General features: G+C 74.6%; 16 protein-coding genes and 1 pseudogene. 8 read left to right on the top strand and 9 right to left on the bottom strand.

The features are described from left to right. Window positions 1-17 precede the first annotated feature (17 nt). The 5 genes from XF36_RS27710 to XF36_RS27730 all read right to left on the bottom strand — a co-directional run bounded on the left by XF36_RS27710 (window position 18) and on the right by XF36_RS27730 (window position 2,498). Window positions 18-329, bottom strand: a complete 312-nt coding sequence (locus XF36_RS27710) for a hypothetical protein (protein WP_060714226.1) — start codon at window positions 327-329, stop codon at window positions 18-20. 59 nt (window positions 330-388) lie between these two features. Next, window positions 389-994 (bottom strand): NAD(P)H-dependent oxidoreductase, encoded by a 606-nt coding sequence (locus XF36_RS27715; RefSeq protein WP_060714227.1) that lies wholly within the window; start codon window positions 992-994, stop codon window positions 389-391. Between the two features lie 125 nt (window positions 995-1,119). Beyond that, window positions 1,120-1,323: a CsbD family protein gene (locus XF36_RS27720; RefSeq protein ID WP_060714228.1), complete on the bottom strand. Its 204-nt coding sequence runs from the start codon at window positions 1,321-1,323 to the stop codon at window positions 1,120-1,122. Between the two features lie 87 nt (window positions 1,324-1,410). After that, window positions 1,411-1,863, bottom strand: coding sequence for a CBS domain-containing protein (locus XF36_RS27725; RefSeq protein WP_060714229.1), 453 nt, complete (start codon window positions 1,861-1,863; stop codon window positions 1,411-1,413). A 113-nt stretch (window positions 1,864-1,976) separates the two neighbouring features. Beyond that, the gene (locus XF36_RS27730; RefSeq protein WP_060714230.1) at window positions 1,977-2,498 is read right to left on the bottom strand and encodes a carboxymuconolactone decarboxylase family protein; all 522 of its coding nucleotides are present in this window, start codon (window positions 2,496-2,498) and stop codon (window positions 1,977-1,979) included. Between the two features lie 189 nt (window positions 2,499-2,687). Here XF36_RS27730 and XF36_RS27735 point away from each other — a divergent pair, with 189 nt between their 5' ends. Then, window positions 2,688-3,734 carry a Glu/Leu/Phe/Val dehydrogenase dimerization domain-containing protein gene (locus XF36_RS27735; RefSeq protein ID WP_060714231.1) on the top strand — a complete coding sequence of 349 codons (1,047 nt, stop codon included), beginning with the start codon at window positions 2,688-2,690 and terminating at the stop codon, window positions 3,732-3,734. Next, window positions 3,734-4,930: a 4-hydroxyphenylpyruvate dioxygenase gene (hppD, locus tag XF36_RS27740; RefSeq protein ID WP_060714232.1), complete on the top strand. Its 1,197-nt coding sequence runs from the start codon at window positions 3,734-3,736 to the stop codon at window positions 4,928-4,930. Before XF36_RS27735 ends, hppD begins: the two co-directional genes overlap by 1 nt. Window positions 4,931-4,954: 24 nt before the next feature. On the opposite strand, the gene XF36_RS27745 is transcribed toward hppD, so the two are convergent. After that, a complete protein-coding gene (locus XF36_RS27745) occupies window positions 4,955-6,352 on the bottom strand; it encodes an amidase (protein WP_060714233.1) in 1,398 nt (465 codons plus the stop codon). A 195-nt stretch (window positions 6,353-6,547) separates the two neighbouring features. Here XF36_RS27745 and XF36_RS27750 point away from each other — a divergent pair, with 195 nt between their 5' ends. Next, window positions 6,548-7,483 (top strand): AAA family ATPase, encoded by a 936-nt coding sequence (locus XF36_RS27750; protein WP_238589044.1) that lies wholly within the window; start codon window positions 6,548-6,550, stop codon window positions 7,481-7,483. Window positions 7,484-7,566: 83 nt separating this feature from the next. Further along, on the top strand, window positions 7,567-8,433 hold the full coding sequence (locus XF36_RS27755) for a vWA domain-containing protein (protein ID WP_238589045.1): 867 nt from the start codon (window positions 7,567-7,569) through the stop codon (window positions 8,431-8,433). A 26-nt stretch (window positions 8,434-8,459) separates the two neighbouring features. On the opposite strand, the gene XF36_RS34685 is transcribed toward XF36_RS27755, so the two are convergent. The 3 genes from XF36_RS34685 to XF36_RS27770 all read right to left on the bottom strand — a co-directional run bounded on the left by XF36_RS34685 (window position 8,460) and on the right by XF36_RS27770 (window position 12,354). Further along, complete coding sequence (locus XF36_RS34685) at window positions 8,460-9,878, bottom strand: undecaprenyl-diphosphate phosphatase (RefSeq protein WP_349675580.1); 1,419 nt, start codon at window positions 9,876-9,878, stop codon at window positions 8,460-8,462. A 141-nt stretch (window positions 9,879-10,019) separates the two neighbouring features. Continuing rightward, window positions 10,020-10,643: a DedA family protein gene (locus XF36_RS27765; RefSeq protein WP_020622889.1), complete on the bottom strand. Its 624-nt coding sequence runs from the start codon at window positions 10,641-10,643 to the stop codon at window positions 10,020-10,022. Between the two features lie 319 nt (window positions 10,644-10,962). Further along, window positions 10,963-12,354: a helix-turn-helix domain-containing protein gene (locus XF36_RS27770; protein WP_060714235.1), complete on the bottom strand. Its 1,392-nt coding sequence runs from the start codon at window positions 12,352-12,354 to the stop codon at window positions 10,963-10,965. Between the two features lie 200 nt (window positions 12,355-12,554). Between XF36_RS27770 and XF36_RS27775 the strand changes: the two genes are divergently transcribed. The 4 genes and pseudogenes from XF36_RS27775 to XF36_RS27785 all read left to right on the top strand — a co-directional run bounded on the left by XF36_RS27775 (window position 12,555) and on the right by XF36_RS27785 (window position 15,328). Next, complete coding sequence (locus XF36_RS27775) at window positions 12,555-13,571, top strand: amidohydrolase family protein (protein WP_060714236.1); 1,017 nt, start codon at window positions 12,555-12,557, stop codon at window positions 13,569-13,571. Further along, window positions 13,568-13,735: pseudogene (locus XF36_RS35880) on the top strand (iron-sulfur cluster assembly protein); the annotation flags it as partial. The gene XF36_RS27775 and the pseudogene XF36_RS35880, both read left to right, overlap by 4 nt. 82 nt (window positions 13,736-13,817) lie before the next feature. Then, window positions 13,818-14,306 carry a hypothetical protein gene (locus XF36_RS27780; protein WP_414706261.1) on the top strand — a complete coding sequence of 163 codons (489 nt, stop codon included), beginning with the start codon at window positions 13,818-13,820 and terminating at the stop codon, window positions 14,304-14,306. Then, the gene (locus XF36_RS27785) at window positions 14,303-15,328 is read left to right on the top strand and encodes an NAD(P)-dependent alcohol dehydrogenase (protein ID WP_060714237.1); all 1,026 of its coding nucleotides are present in this window, start codon (window positions 14,303-14,305) and stop codon (window positions 15,326-15,328) included. Before XF36_RS27780 ends, XF36_RS27785 begins: the two co-directional genes overlap by 4 nt. Window positions 15,329-15,333 lie beyond the last annotated feature (5 nt).

A 15,333-nucleotide genomic window follows, 5' to 3' on the forward strand; every position in this document is an offset into this window, starting at 1 on the left:
CGGGCCGGTGCCGGGTCTCAGGCCCGTTCGACGTGTGCGCGCACCGCGGCGCCGTCGTCGGAGACCCAGCCCTTGCTCCGGGCGTAGCCGAGCATGCCGGCCAGGTCGTCCTCCCAGCCTGGGCCGACCCGACCGGCGGCGAGCCTGCGGACGGCGTCCACCCGGACCAGGACGTGCTCGCCGTCGTCGGAGACCTCGCCGAGCCCGGTACGGCGCACGGTGTCGGCGAGCTCCCCGTCGGCCAGTCCATCGGTGGCGACGACGTGGAACGCGCGCACGTCACCCGGGTCGACGAGCTCGACGTCGCCCGGGGTGATCCGGAAGTACATCCGTCAAGGCTAGCCCGTGCGTACGTGCGGTGGCCGGTTCGGCGCCGCCGCGACCGGGGTCAGCCCGCGAGCTTCCCGGCGACGGTGACCACCCGGGTGGCGAGGTGGTCGAGCGCGGCGTTCTCGGCGTCGCCGAGCGGGGCGTCGTTGTTCGCCCCGGTCACGTGCGAGGCGCCGTAGGGGTTGCCGTCGACGAACTTGGTCGGGTCGGTGTAGCCGGGCGCGACGACGATCCCGCCGAAGTGGTGGATCGTGTTGTACAGGGCGAGCAGGGTCGACTCCTGGCCGCCGTGCAGGGTCTGGCTGGAGGTGAACCCGGCGTAGACCTTGTCCGCGAGCAGGCCCTGGCCCCACTGCGGGCCGAGCGAGTCGATGAAGGTCTTCAGCTGCCCGGCGATGTTGCCGTAGCGGGTGGGGGAGCCGAACAGGACGGCGTCGGCCCACACGATGTCGTCGGCGGTGGCGGCGGGGACCTCGGGCGCGGCCTCGGCGTGCGCGGCCTGCGCCTCGGTGGCCTGGCGCTCGCCGCTGGTCGCCTCGCGGGCGACGCGACGCAGGCGCACCTCGGCGCCCGCCTCCTCGCCGGCCGCGGCGGCCCGGTGGGCCATCGCGTCGACGGTGCCGGTGGCGGAGTAGCAGACGATGGCGAGCTTGACGGTGCTCATGGTTCCTCCGTGGGATTCGGGGAGGAGCCCGGTACGGCGTCGGGCCCGGCTCGGTACGCCGACGGCGTTCCCGCTCGGGGTCGACCGGCATGCCTGCCGGTCGCCCCCGTCACGGTGACGCCGGGTCAGCTCGTCGAGCCGCCCAGCGCGTCCTTCACCTTGCCGGCCGCGTCCTTCAGCTTCTCGCCGGCGTCCTTGAGCGACGCCTTCGACTGCTCGGCCTTGCCCTCGACCTGCAGCTCGCGGTCGCCGGTGGCCTCGCCGGTCTTCTCCTTGGCGACGCCCACGGCGTTCTCGGCCTTGTTCTTGACCTTGTCGGTGAACGACACGACTACCTCCTCGGTGGACTGTGCGTAGGAGGGCGCGCGCCCTCCGGTCCTCACGGACTTGTGACACAGGACACCGGAAATGCGCCCTCACGACCGGCCCGGGGCCGCCGCGCGTTCGTCGATCCGGGCCTGGATGCCGGCGTCGGAGCAGAAGCCGCGACCGTGGCGCTTGAGACAGAGCAGCCCGAGCAGGCATCCGGAGCCGTCGACCACGGCGACCCGTCGCCGTCCGGCGTCGGCCATCGCCGCCCAGGTCGAGGCCAGGTCGTCGCCGGCGCGGGCCACCCGCCCGTCGAGCGTCCCGAGGGGCGCGACGGGCCGGTCGGGGACCGCCCCGATCAGGTCGGCCCGGTCGACGACGGCGAGCAGCCGCCCGGTGTCGAGGACCAGCAGCGAGTGCACCTTGGGCCGCTCGAACGCCGCCCACGCCTGCGCGACGGTCGTCGCGGGTCCGCAGGTCTTGGGGAAGGTGTGCATGGCCGCTGCCACACGCACCCGGTCCGGTGCGGTGCTCGGCGCGGTGTTCGGCGCCGTGTTCATGGCGGACCTCCCCTCCCGCACGGGATACCCGGACTCACTCCGGCCGGAACACGGCCAGGGCGGTGGCCAGCATCGAGTAGTACCCGGTCAGCCACACCAGCGCCGCGAGCGTGTCACGGCCGAGCGCGTCCAGCGCGGTCGCCCAGGTCGTGCCGCGTGAGCAGGGCGCGGACGGTGGTCAGCGCGACCCGCTCGGCCTCGTCGAGACCGTCGGGGACACCGCCGTCGAGCAGGGCCTGCAGCTGCGGGCCGGTCAGCCCGGTGTCGCGGGCGATGCCCTCGTGCGCGGACCACTCGAACGCCGATCCGTGGTGCACGGCGACGGCGAGCACGGCCAGCTCGCGCAGCCGCGGCGGGAGGTCGTCGTCGGTGCGCAGGGCCGCGCCGACCTGCTGGACGGCGTCGCCGATGCGCGGCGAGAACAGCATCGTCGCGAACGGGCCGAGCAGCCGGTCGGCGTCGTCGACCAGCGGGACCCTGGCCTGCGCGCGGCGCGGGCCGGTCGCGATGCGGGCGTGCAGCGCGGCGCGCTCGGGATCGAGCCCGGCCGGGTCCGACGGCGCGGTCCGCGGGTGGGCCGGCGGTCGCGGCCTGCCACGCAGGTCGGTGGGCGTCGTGGCGTCGCGGGTCGTCACCGGTCCAGGCTACGGACGCTGACGGTGGGTCCCTGGGGTGACGCCAGTCTCCTGGACGATCAGCCCAGCTGTGCCGGCGTACTGCCCCGCCGATCTGCGGTAGGTGCGTAGCTGGTGCTGGGCCGGTTGCGCAGATGCCACTGCTCAGGGTGTCCTCGCTGCACACCAGCGAGGAGATGGAGGCGCGGGATGGCTCTGCCCGAGTGGGACGGCGAACTGACCTCGGTCCGGTACGACCGGGAGACGGGCGCGTGGTTCGTGATCGGGGTGCATTCGACCCGGCTCGGCCCGGCGTCCGGCGGGACCCGCGCGATGGTCTACCCCTCGCCCGACGACGCCGTCGCCGACGCCCGCCGCCTCGCCGGGGCGATGACGCTGAAGATGGCCGCCGCGGGCCTCCCGATGGGCGGTGGCAAGTCGGTGATCGCGCTCCCGGTCCCGCGCGCCGAGCTCGACGACAGGACCTGGCGGCGCGTCCTGGAGATCCACGCCGCCAACCTGGAGCTGCTCGGCGGGAACTACACCACCGGCCCGGACGTCGGGACCTGCTCGGCCGACATGGACGTGCTCGCCGGTCTGACCCCGCACGTGTTCGGCCGCTCGGTCGCGGCGGGCGGGCCCGGCTCCTCCGGCCCGATGACCGCCCTCGGGGTGTTCGCCGCGATCCGCGCCGGAGCCGCGGAGGCCGGGTTCGACGGCGTCGACGGGCTGCGGGTGCTGGTCCAGGGCCTCGGGGCGGTCGGCGCCGACGTCGCCCGGCTCACCGCCGACGCGGGGGCCAAGCTGATCGTCACCGACGTCGACCCGGCCCGCTGCGCCGTGGCCGCCGACGAGCTGGGCGCCGAGGTGGTCGACACCGCAGCGGTGACCACCCGCGCGTGCGACGTGCTGGTCCCGTGCGCCACCGGCGGGCTGATCACCGCCGAGGTCGCCGCGACCGTCCCCACGGCGGTGATCGCGGGTGCGGCGAACAACCTGTTCGCCGGCCCGTACGCTGCTGATGTCCTGCGCCGGCGCGGGATCACCTACGCCCCGGACTTCGTCGCGAACGCCGGTGGGGCCATCCACCTGGTCGGCCGCGAGGTGCTCGGCTGGAGCGCTGCCGCCGTCGCGGACCGGACCCGTGCCATCGGCGACACCCTGGCCGGGATCTTCGCCGACGCCCGCGCACACGGCACCACCACGGTCACCGCGGCGGAGAACCTGGCAGCACGCACGTTGACGGGAGAGCACTGATGGACATCCTCACCGACTCCGAGAAGCTCGCCGACCTCGACGCCGCCGCCCTGCGCCGGCTGGTCGGCCTCGTCGAACACGACGACTCCGCCGACCCGTTCCCGGTCACCGGCTGGGACGCCGTGGTCTGGGCCGTCGGCAACGCCACCCAGGCCGCGCAGCTCCACCAGGTCGTCTACGGCATGGAGCTCGTCGCGTACTCCGGACCGGCGACGGGCAACCGCGACCACCACTCCTACGTGCTGCGCTCGGGCGCGGTCCGGTTCGAGCTGCGGGGCGCCGTCGACCCGGACAGCCCGCTCGCCGACCACCACCGCCGGCACGGCGACTCCGTCGTCGACATCGCCCTCGAGGTCCCCGACGTCGACCGCTGCATCGCCCACGCCCGCGCCCAGGGCGCCACCGTGCTCGTCGAGCCGCACGACACGACCGACGAGCACGGCACCGTGCGCACCGCCGCGATCGCCACCTACGGCGACACCCGGCACACCCTGGTCGACCGGTCCCGCTACACCGGCCCGTACCTGCCCGGCCACGTCGCCCGCGGCTCGTCGGTGGCCCGGCCCGCGGACGCGCCGCGGAGGGTGTTCCAGGCGCTCGACCACGTCGTCGGGAACGTGGAGTATGGGCGGATGGACCACTGGGTGGACTTCTACCACCGGATCATGGGCTTCACGAACATGGCCGAGTTCATCGGCGACGACATCGCCACCGACTACTCGGCGCTGATGAGCAAGGTCGTCGCGTCGGGCAACCACCGGGTGAAGTTCCCGCTCAACGAGCCCAGCCCGGGTCGGCGGAAGTCCCAGATCGACGAGTACCTGGACTTCCACCGCGGCCCCGGCGCCCAGCACCTCGCGCTCGCGACGAACGACATCCTCGGCGCCGTCGACGTGCTGCGCTCCCGCGGCGTGGAGTTCCTCGACACCCCGGCCGCCTACTACGAGGACCCGGAGCTGCGGGCCCGCATCGGGTCCGTACGGGTGCCGATCGCCGAGCTGCAGTCCCGCGGGATCCTCGTCGACCGCGACGAGGACGGCTACCTGCTGCAGATCTTCACCAAGCCGATCGGGGACCGGCCCACGGTGTTCTTCGAGCTCATCGAGCGGCACGGCTCGCTCGGCTTCGGCAAGGGCAACTTCAAGGCGCTGTTCGAGGCGATCGAGCGGGAGCAGGAGCGCCGCGGCAACGTCTGAGCGGGCGCTGCCCCTGGCGGCGGATCAGTCCTGGATCCGCCGCCAGGGGCGGTCGGCCTCGATCGCGTACGCGAGCTCCAGCAGCGTCCGCTCGTCGCCGACCGGGGTCTGCAGGTGCACCCCCACCGGAAGCCCGCCCGCCGTCGCACCGGCGGGCAGTGCGACCGCCGGCGCCCCGGCGACGTTGGCGAGCGGGGTGAACGCGACGTAGTCCAGCAGCCGGGCGGTGAGCTGCTCGATCGGCACCGTCGGCGCGAGCCACCCGATCTCCGGCGGGGTGTGCGCGAGCACCGGGGAGAGCAGCACGTCGTGCCGGGTGAACAGCTCGGCGTGGGTCGCCGCGACCCGGCGCAGCCGGTGCAGGAACACCGGGGTGCGAGCCAGCGCGCGACGGTAGTGGTCGGCCAGACCGTGGGTCAGGCCGTCGAGACGGTGCGGGTCGAAGGTGCGCCCGTGCAGCAGCCGCCCGCCGGTGACCACGGAGAACGCGAGCAGTCCCCAGTAGTCGAGGAAGTCGTCGACGAACCGGGTCCCCACCCCGCTGTGGGCCGCGGACACCTCGTGACCCTGCTTCGCGAGCAGCTGGGCGACGGCGGTGACGGTCTCGCGGGTGTCGGCGTCGACCGCCGCCCCGGTGGGGGACTCCAGCAGCAGTCCGACCCGCAGGCGTCGCCGGGCGGGGCCCTCGACCAGGCCCAGCGGTGGCAGCGCCGGGTTGCGGCGCCCCCGGTCGGCGGCGCCCAGGAACACTGCGGTGTCGCGGACCGAGCGGGACACCACGCCGTCGGCGACGAGGTCGATCGGCATCCGGGCGCCGGTCGCGTTCGGCGTGAGTCGCCCCCGCGAGGGCTTGAGCCCGACCAGCCCGCAGGCCGCGGCCGGGATGCGGATCGAGCCACCGCCGTCGTTGGCGTGGGCGAGCGGCACCACCCCGGCGGCGACGAGCGCGGCCGCCCCGCCCGACGACGCGCCGGCCGAGAAGCGCGGGTCCCACGGATTGCGGGTCGGCTCGGCGTCGGCGAACTCGGTGGAGGCGTTCAGCCCGTACTCCGGCATCCGGGTCGTGCCCAGCAGGTCCAGCCCGCAGTCGAGCAGCTGCCGGGTCACCTCGGCGTGCTCGCGCGAGGGCGCCGGGACGAACGCCCGGGTGCCGTGGCCCGCGGGCCAGCCCCGGACCTCGACGTTGTCCTTGACCAGCGTCGGCACCCCGGCCAGCGGGCCGTCGACGGCGCCGGTGACGGGGTCCGCGGTGCGGTCCAGGGCGAGGCCGTGCAGGTGCGGCTCGACCCGGGCGGCACGCGCGGCGACGGCCGCGTGCAGCTCGGCGGGCGCGACCTCACGGCGGCGCAGCCTCCCGGCGAGGGCGACGGCGTCGTCGTCGCCCAGGGCGTCGTCGGTGAACGCGTGCACGCGTCGGTCCATGTCGGACGATCCTGCACCCCGCCCGTCCGCGTACGACGGGAGGCCCGGCCCGCCGCGGGTGGTGTCGCCTCCGTCACCACGGTGCCGTCGGGTGTGGAACAGTGCGCACGGTCACCATGTGGAGGACGCCACGCCCCCGCGGGTGGGGCAGGATGCAGGACGACACCGACGTCATCAGCGCCGAGGAGCATGCCCGTGAAGACCGAGGCAGCCGCCCCCGTGCTGACCCCCGCCGTGACCCCTGTGGTGACCCCCGTCGTCGGCCGCGGCCGGGAGGTCGAGCTGCTCGTCGCGGCGCTGGAGGCCGGCGCCCACGTCGTCCTGGAGGGCCCGCCGGGCACCGGGAAGACGACGCTGCTGCGGTCGGTGGCCGAGGAGGCCGAGCTGCCGTTCGTGTTCGTCGAGGGCAACGCCGAGCTCACCCCGGCCCGGCTGGTCGGGCACTTCGACCCGGCCCAGGTGCTGGAGCGCGGGTACAACCCCGCGACCTTCGTCGACGGCCCGCTGGCCGAGGCGCTGCGCTCCGGTGCCCTGCTCTACGTCGAGGAGATCAACCGGATCCCGGAGGAGACCCTCAACGTCCTCATCACGGTGATGAGCGAGGGCGAGCTGCACGTGCCCCGGCTGGGCCGGATCACCGCGCACGAGGGCTTCCGGCTGGTCGCCGCGATGAACCCGTTCGACGCCGTGGGCACCGCCCGGATCTCCTCCGCCGTCTACGACCGGGTCTGCCGGATCGCGATGGGCTACCAGACCGCGGGCGACGAGACCGCGGTCGTCGCGCTCCGCGGCCCCGAGGTCGACGAGCGGTGGCGGGCCCAGGTCGTCTCCCTGGTGCGGCGCACCCGGGAGCACCCGGACGTGCACGTCGGCTCCTCGGTGCGCGGGGCGATCGACATCGTCCGCATCACCACGGCACTGGCGGCACGACGTGGCCGGGAGATCACCGACTGGCGGACCGGGCTGGACGCCGCCCTGGTGGCGCTGTCCGGCCGGATCCGGCTGGCCGAGTCCGGTTCCCGCAGCGCCGAGGACATCGTCCGCGAGCTCTACACGGCCGAGTTCGGCCGGGAACCCGCCGACGACGCCGACGACGCCCGGGACGGCGGTGATGCGTCGGGGGGAGCCTGAGCCCGCCACCGGCGGGCGGTCCCCGGCCCGCGGGCGGCTCCACCCGCCCGGGGCGGCCCCGTGCGCGACCGGAGGACCGCACGGTGGCCCGCAGCTCCCTGGCGGGCCACACCGGTTTCACCGAGATCTCGCCCGAGGTGGGGGTGCTCGACGTCGACGCGTTCGACGCCGCCCTGGCACAGTGCCCCGACGAGACGCTGACGCTGCTCATCGACATGGGCAGGGCCACCGACGAGAAGCTGCGGGCGGCGGCCCGCAGGCTCGCCGGCCGGGTAGTCCTGGAGATCGGCCGGTCCGGCCGGGTCTCCCGGCGCGGGATCGGCAGGCTGCGGGTGGTCCCGGCCGACCGCGGCGGCGACCTGGACCTGGACGCCTCGCTCGGCGCGGTGGCCGAGGCCCGCGCGGCGCGGCGCCCGGTCGGCCTCGACGAGCTGACCGCGCGCACCTGGGCACGGCCGGAGCTCGCGCTGTGCCTGCTCGTGGACGCGTCCGGGTCGATGGGCGGGGAACGGCTCGCCGCGGCGGCGCTGACCGCCGCGGCCTGCGCGTTCCGGGCACCCGGCGACCACGCGGTGCTGTCGTTCGCGGCCGAGACCCGGGTGCTGCGCGACATCGGCTCCACCCGTGGGCCGTCGGCGGTCGTCGACCGGGTGCTGGGCCTGCGCGGGCACGGGGTGACCGCGCTGTCCGGTGCGTTGCGCGCGGCCACCGCGCAGCTGGACCGGACGCGGGCGGAGCGGCGGATCGTCGTGCTGCTGTCGGACTGCCGGGCCACCGACGACCACGACCCGGTCCCGGCGGCGCGGGGTGTCCCGGAGCTGCTCATCCTGGCCCCGGAGTCCGACCACGAGCAGGCGGCCGAGCTGGCCGCGCGCAGCAACGCGCGGTGGGCGCCGGTCGCCGGTCCGTCGGACGCACCAGGGGTGCTGCGGTCCCTCCTGGGTGGCTGAGCCCGCCGGGTCCCGACCGCCCGGACTCAGCCGCCGAGGACGTTCACGGCCCGGGACACGACGAGCGCGATCGTCACCAGTGACACCAGCGCCTGCACGAGCATCAGCATCTTCGCCCACCGGCTCAACGGCATCACGTCGGTCGGGCTGAACGCGGTGGCGTTGGTGAACGACAGGTACAGGTAGTCGGCGAAGCGGGGTTCCCAGTCGGCGTCGTGCGGGTCGGTGCTCTGCATCTGCACGAACAGGAAGTCCGCGGTGGGCCGACGGCCGTGCGCCCGCGCCGCAGGCCCGCCGCGGTCGAGCTGCCAGTACCAGACCGCGAACGCGATGATGTTGGTCAACCAGATCGCCGCCCCGCTGGCCAGCAGCGGCGCGGCGGAGCCGCCGGAGGCGTCGTCGAGGATCGCGGTGACCAGCAGCCCCGCCGACACCGCGTTCGCCACGCTCAGCAGCCCGACCAGGGTCAGCCCGAGGCCGCGCAGCAGCGCCGACTCGCGGTCCATCCGGGCCGGACCGGTCACCGCGAGCACGACCAGCACCACCAGTTCCAGCGACGGCAGCAACCAGCGCGACACCAGGGTGAGCTGGTCGGGCAGCAGCAGCTGCAGCCCGATCGCGACGACGATCGCCGCCGCGGCGGGCCACCGGTGTTCGCCAGGGGTGACCCGCTTCCAGGCGGGCACGACGCGGCGCCCGCCGTCGCCGAGCCGGTCGAGCTCGCGGCGGATGGCGTCCAGGGCGTGCCGGTGCGGGTCGGCCGACGGGTGGCTCATGACCGTGATCCTGCTCCTCGCGTCGACGTGCGGGAGGCCCTTCAGCAGCCCGGCCGTCATCGCCGACCCCGACCGGCTGATCCCCGGGGCGAGCGCGGCGATCTGGGCCGCGCCGACGGTCACCACGTCACGCACCCGGAGCCGCGCGATGCGGTGGTCGGAGGCGACCTCGGTGGCGAGCAGCACGGTGCCCGGCTCGGCACCGTCGACCGGCGTCGCGGGTACGGGGCGCCGGCGCAGGTGCTCGACGACCAGCCGGACGGCGCCGTTGACGACGAGGAACAGTGCGGTCGGGACGGGCAGCGCCAGGTAGGTGCGGAAGACCCGGTCGAGTGCGAGCCCGGCCAGCCCGACGGGGACGGTCGCGAGCACCAGCAGCCAGGCCAGGCGCTGGTCGGGGTCGCGGACCTCGCGGCGGGCCACCGACGTCACCAGCCCGCGCACGATCCGCACCCGGTCCGCGCGGAATGCCACGATCAGGGCCGGTGCGGTCGCCACGTGCAGGCCCACGACGAACGCCAGGTACGGCGACCGCGGCGCGCTCACGTCGAGGTCGGCCGCCCAGCTCCCGCCGATGACGGCGGGCAGCAGGATGCTGTGACCGAGGCTGGAGACGGGAACGGCTCGGCGACGCCCTGCATCGCCCCGATCACGATCGCCTCGGCCCAGGTCAACGTGCTCACCGCGTGGTCCTTCCCGTGGTCCGGCCGTCCGCTCCGGACGGTGCTCGCCGCGGGCCGCCGAGGCGCGGTGACACGCCGGAGGCGGCCCGGGGCGTCGGGGACGTTCGGCGCGAGGGGGGCGACCCGGTCAGGACCGGGCGTCCGCGCGGCGTCGCGAGCCGGTGGCCCGCACGATCGCGGTGCGTCCGAGCACCAGGGACAGCCCGACGGCGATCCCACCGACGACGAGCAGCCAGGGCCGCGACTCCAGGTCGGTGGCGAGCCGGTCCCCAGCCGCGTAGCCGATCCCGACGAGCACCGCGGCGCGCACCGCGGTGGTGGGGACGATCCAGGCCAGGAAGCGGCGGTAGCCGACCTTGGACAGCCCGGCGGCCAGGTAGGCCGGGATCGCGCCGATGTCGACGAGCTTGGCGCCGATGACGATCCGCGGCAGGTGCGTGTGGACCTCGCGGGTCAGGACCTCGCGACGCTCCTCGGTCAGGCCCAGCCGGTTCAGTACCCGGGCGACGGCCGGCCGGTCGCCGTTGCGGCCGAGCGCGTAGAGCGCGGTGTCCCCGACGACGTCGGCGACGAGCGCGGCCAGCCACACACCCCACCAGGGGAGCTGCCCGGCCCCGGCGAGCGCGGCCGCGGCGACGGTGACGATCGGACCTTCGAGGAATGCCCCGACCCCGATCACGAGGAGCGACCGAACGGGCGCAGCAGGGATCGCGGCCAGCAGTGCGGCCACGGTGTCCGTGAGTCCGAACACGAACGCCTCCCATCAGGTCCTCCACCGAATGGTGCCCTGTCTGCCGCACCGGGCGGCGGGCGCCCCGCCGCCCGGTGCGCGACGCGGGCTCCTCGTCACCGGGCGTGACGGCGTCGTCGGGTGGCGGTGTCGAGTCCCGTGGCCGGGCCGGCCGCCGGTTCTCCCGGGGCGTCGGTGCCCGGCACACCGATGGTCCCACCGCCGGCCGGGAACGGCAGGTCCGAAGGACCCGCGGCGGCCGTGAGCACGGCCACCGGTAGCACCGGTCCGGTGAGCGCGTCACCCGTTCGGATGACGGCGCCGGTGCTGCCGCGGCCGCTCAGCGCGGGGTGGCGATCCCGTAGCGCTGCACCCGCCGGTACGCCGTCGCCCGGCTGATTCCCAGCGTCTCCGCGGCCCGGGTGACGCTCATGCCGTGCTCGGTGAGGCAGCGGACCAGCTCGTCGCGTTCCAGCGACTCGATCCGGGTGAGCGAGCCGGAGCGGGTGGCGAGCAGCTCGGGGGGCAGGTGCCGGACGTCGACCACGCTGCTGCGGGCCGCGGCGTCGCGGACCGTGCGGCGCAGCTGCCCGACGTTGCCCGGCCAGCTGTAGGTCCGCAGCGCGCGGGCCGCGGCGTCGGTGAAGGTGACGCCGTCGCGGGTGAAGCGTGCGGCCAGTGCCGGGACGTCCTCGGTCCGGTGCCGCAGCGGCGGCAGCTCGACCACGACGTCGAGCATCCGGGACAGCGGCTCCGGGACCGTCCCGACGTCGCGCGCGGTGACGCTGAGCGCCGCGTGCGGCAGCGACCGCACCAGCGCCGCCAGCCGGGTCGCGACGGGCGCGGGCAGCTCGTGCACCCGGCCCGCGATCACCGCGGTGTCGGCCCCGCCCAGCTCCGGGGACCACAGCGACAGCCAGGACACCGCGTCCTCGGCCGCCGGTGGGCGGGCGTGCAGCACCCGGTGCCGCGGCGCGACGGTGCGCAGGGCCGCCGCGAGCAGCGCGGACTTCCCCACGCCTGGCTCGCCGACGACCCCGCCCCGGGCGCCGTCGCGCAGCGCCGCCCGCACCTCGTCCAGCGCGGTGGTCCAGCTGCGGCCCAGCTCGGCGGTGCCGCCGGTGGGCTGCGGGGCGACCCGGAACACCTCGCCGCGGGGCGCCGGCCGCGGGCTCGCGCCCCGCCCGTGGGCCAGCATCAGCGCGGAGGTCTGCCCGGCCGCGGTGCGGGCGAGCGCGAGGAGCAGCCCGTCGGAGCGTTGCGACCAGGTGGTGAGGTTGATGCTGCCGAGCAGGGACCCGTCGACGGGGTCGAGCACCGGGGCGGCCGCGCAGGTGTAGCCCCAGAGCCCGGTGCAGTAGTGCTCGTCGCCGCGGACCAGCGACGGGACCCGGTCGGCCAGGGCCAGGCCGAGCCCGGTGGTCCCCGCCTCCCGCTCGCCGAAGGCGAAGCCAGGGGCGAGGTAGGTGCGGTCGAGCGCGTCGACCAGGGCGCGCTCGTCGCAGAGCCGGGAGACGACGATCCCGTCGGCGTCGGTGAGCATCAGCGAGATCGGTTCGCCGGGCAGTCCCTCGTGCAGCCCGGCGAGCACCTCGCCGCCGCAGCGGGCGAACAGCGACTCGTCGTCGACGGTGCCGGTGTACGCCGGGTCGACCACCTCGGTGGGGGCGCCGTAGGTCTCGCTGCGTGCCCAGGACGCCGAGATGCGGGCCGGAGCCAGGGACTGCCCCATCGCGCGTACCTCCTCGTACCTGCTGCTCACGACGGTGTCACACCTGCGACGCCGACGTGACACCGTCTCGTCTCAGGTTGAGACGGCGGTCACCACTGCCGCCGCCCGCCGGTTCCTACCGTCGGTGCCGACGCGGGACCCCACCGGCCCGCGCAGTCGCGGGGTGCCCACCACCTCGCCGCGACCTGAGAGGGACGACGATGTACTCGAAGAACGGTGAGTCCTACTTCATCGTGGACGCCCACGTGGCGCTGTGGGACGCGCGCCCGGAGAACCAGCGCAACATCCACGGCAAGCAGTTCATCGACTGCTTCTACGACTACCACCGCAACCTCAGCCCGGAGTCCGAGGTGTGGCCCTACGAGGACTACCTCTACCAGGGCGGCGAGCGGCTGATGAAGGACCTGTTCGCCGAGGGCCACGTCGACCACGCCGTCTTCCAGCCCGCGTACCTGGGCGAGTTCTACGCCAACGGGTTCGGCCAGACCGAGGAGGCGTTCGCCCTCGCCCAGGCCCACCCGGACAAGCTGACCTACAACCACCACTGGGACCCGCGCAACGGTGAGCAGGGCCTGCGGCAGCTGCGCGAGGACGCGAAGCGCTTCGGGCTCAAGGGCGTGAAGCTCTACACCGCGGAGTGGCACGGCGAGTCCCGCGGCTGGAAGCTCGACGACCACTGGTCCTACAAGTACCTCGAGGCGGCCCAGGAGCTGGGCATCCGCAACGTCCACATCCACAAGGGCCCCACCATCCGCCCGCTCGACCGCGACGCGTTCGACGTCGCCGACGTGGACAAGGTCGCCACCGACTTCACCGACCTGAACTTCGTCGTCGAGCACTGCGGCCTGCCGCGGCTGGAGGACTTCTGCTGGATCGCCACCCAGGAGCCGAACGTGCACGCCGGTCTGGCCGTCGCGATGCCGTTCATCCACACCCGGCCCAAGTACTTCGGCCAGATCCTCGGCGAGCTCCTGTACTGGCTGGGCGAGGACCGCATCCAGTTCTCCAGCGACTACGCCATCTGGAGCCCGCGCTGGCTGGTCGAGCGCTTCGTGGACTTCCAGATCCCCGACGAGCTGTCCGAGTACGCGCCGCTGACCACCGCCCAGAAGAAGAAGATCCTGGGACTCAACGCCGCGACGATGTACGACATCGAGGTCCCCGCCGAGCTGGCGCTCCGCGAGGAGAGCCCGCAGGAAGTGCCGGTGGCCTCGTGAGCGCGCCGGCCCTGACCGCGCACGCGACGCGGGCCGAGCAGGCCCGGCGGGCGCTCGACGCCGTCGTCGACCCGGAGCTGGACGAGCCGATCACCGACCTGGAGTTCGTGCGGACCCTCGACGTCGACGGCGGCCGGGTCACCGTGCACCTGCGGCTGCCCACCGCGTTCTGCGCGCCGAACTTCGCCTACCTGATGTGCTCCGACGCCAAGGACGTGCTGACGGGCGCTGGACTGGACGACCGCGGTGACCGTCGAGCTCGACGACCACCACGACTCCGACCTCATCAACGCCGGGCTGGCCGCCGATGCCGGCTACAAGGGCACCTTCCGCCACGAGGCCGACTCCGACCTCGACGAGCTGCGGGTCACCTTCCAGCGCAAGGCGCACGCCGCCGCGATGGAGCGCTCGCTGACCGGGCTGCTGCGCCGCGACCCGGACCGGGCGCTGGAGACGCTGCACGGCGTCACCCTGGCCGACCTGCCGGCGGGCCCGACCACCGACGCGCTGCTGCGTCGCCGCGCCACGCTCGGGCTGGGCACCGCGGGGCCCCTGCCGGTCCTGGTCGGGCACGACGGCGTCCCGTACCCGGCCGAGCAGGTCCCGCTGAAGCTGCGGATGGCCCGCTCGGTGCGGATCTCGATCGAGGGCAACGCCCACTTCTGCCGGGGGCTGCTGAAGACCCGCTACCCGGAGTCCGTCTCCGGGGACACCACGAAGGGAACCCGTCCGTGAGAGCAGTACAGGTCGTCGGCTACCACCGGCCGATGGAGCTGACCGAGGTCGCGAAGCCGGAGGTCGCCGACCCGTTCGACGTCGTCGTGCGGATCGGCGGGGCGGGCGTGTGCCGCACCGACCTGCACGTCCTCGAGGGCCAGTGGGCGGAGAAGTCACAGGTCGCGCTGCCGTACACGATCGGCCACGAGAACGCGGGCTGGGTCGAGTCGGTCGGCTCCGCGGTGACCCACGTCCGCGAGGGCGACGGGGTCATCCTGCACCCGCTCGCCACCTGCGGGCTGTGCCGCGCCTGCCGCTCCGGCGACGACGTGCACTGCACCGCCTCGGCGTTCCCGGGCATCGACACCCACGGCGGGTACGCCGAGTACCTGCGCACCTCGGCGCGCAGCGTGGTCAAGCTCGACCCGTCGCTGCAGCCGGCCGACGTCGCCGCGCTCGTCGACGCCGGGCTCACCGCCTACCACGCGGCCGCCAAGGCGTCGCGGCGTCTCGGCCCGCGCGACACCTGCGTCGTCATCGGTGCGGGCGGGCTCGGCCACATCGGCATCCAGGTGCTCAAGGCGCTGACCCCGGCCCGGCTGGTCGTGCTCGACCGCAACCCGGACGCGGTGAAGCTGGCGTTGGAGGTCGGCGCCGACGACGGCATCGTCGCCGACGGCGGCCAGGTCGACGAGGTCCTGTCGCGCACCGGCGGGAACGGCGCCGAGGCCGTCATCGACTTCGTCGGAGAGGGCGGCTCCACCGCGCAGGGCCTGGCGATGACCCGGCGCGCCGGGGACTACCACGTCGTCGGCTACGGCGAGAACGTCGACGTCCCGACGATCGACCTGATCTCGGCCGAGGTGAACGTGGTCGGCAACCTGGTCGGATCCTACAACGACCTGTGCGACCTGATGGAGCTGGCCGGGCGCGGACGGGTCACGCTGCACACCACGAAGTACGCCCTGGACGACTTCCAGTCCGCGCTCGACGACCTCGACGCGGGGAAGGTCAGGGGACGCGCCATCCTGGTGCCCTGACCTGC

This window comes from Pseudonocardia sp. HH130629-09 (genome assembly GCF_001294645.1).
GTDB lineage: Bacteria > Actinomycetota > Actinomycetes > Mycobacteriales > Pseudonocardiaceae > Pseudonocardia.

Coding starts and splice junctions, on each gene's coding strand:
- XF36_RS27710 (WP_060714226.1), bottom strand. CDS start 329: ATGTACTTCCGGATCACCCCGGGCGACGTCGAGCTCGTCGACCCGGGT.
- XF36_RS27715 (WP_060714227.1), bottom strand. CDS start 994: ATGAGCACCGTCAAGCTCGCCATCGTCTGCTACTCCGCCACCGGCACC.
- XF36_RS27725 (WP_060714229.1), bottom strand. CDS start 1,863: ATGAACACGGCGCCGAACACCGCGCCGAGCACCGCACCGGACCGGGTG.
- XF36_RS27735 (WP_060714231.1), top strand. CDS start 2,688: ATGGCTCTGCCCGAGTGGGACGGCGAACTGACCTCGGTCCGGTACGAC.
- hppD (WP_060714232.1), top strand. CDS start 3,734: ATGGACATCCTCACCGACTCCGAGAAGCTCGCCGACCTCGACGCCGCC.
- XF36_RS27745 (WP_060714233.1), bottom strand. CDS start 6,352: ATGGACCGACGCGTGCACGCGTTCACCGACGACGCCCTGGGCGACGAC.
- XF36_RS27770 (WP_060714235.1), bottom strand. CDS start 12,354: ATGGGGCAGTCCCTGGCTCCGGCCCGCATCTCGGCGTCCTGGGCACGC.
- XF36_RS27775 (WP_060714236.1), top strand. CDS start 12,555: ATGTACTCGAAGAACGGTGAGTCCTACTTCATCGTGGACGCCCACGTG.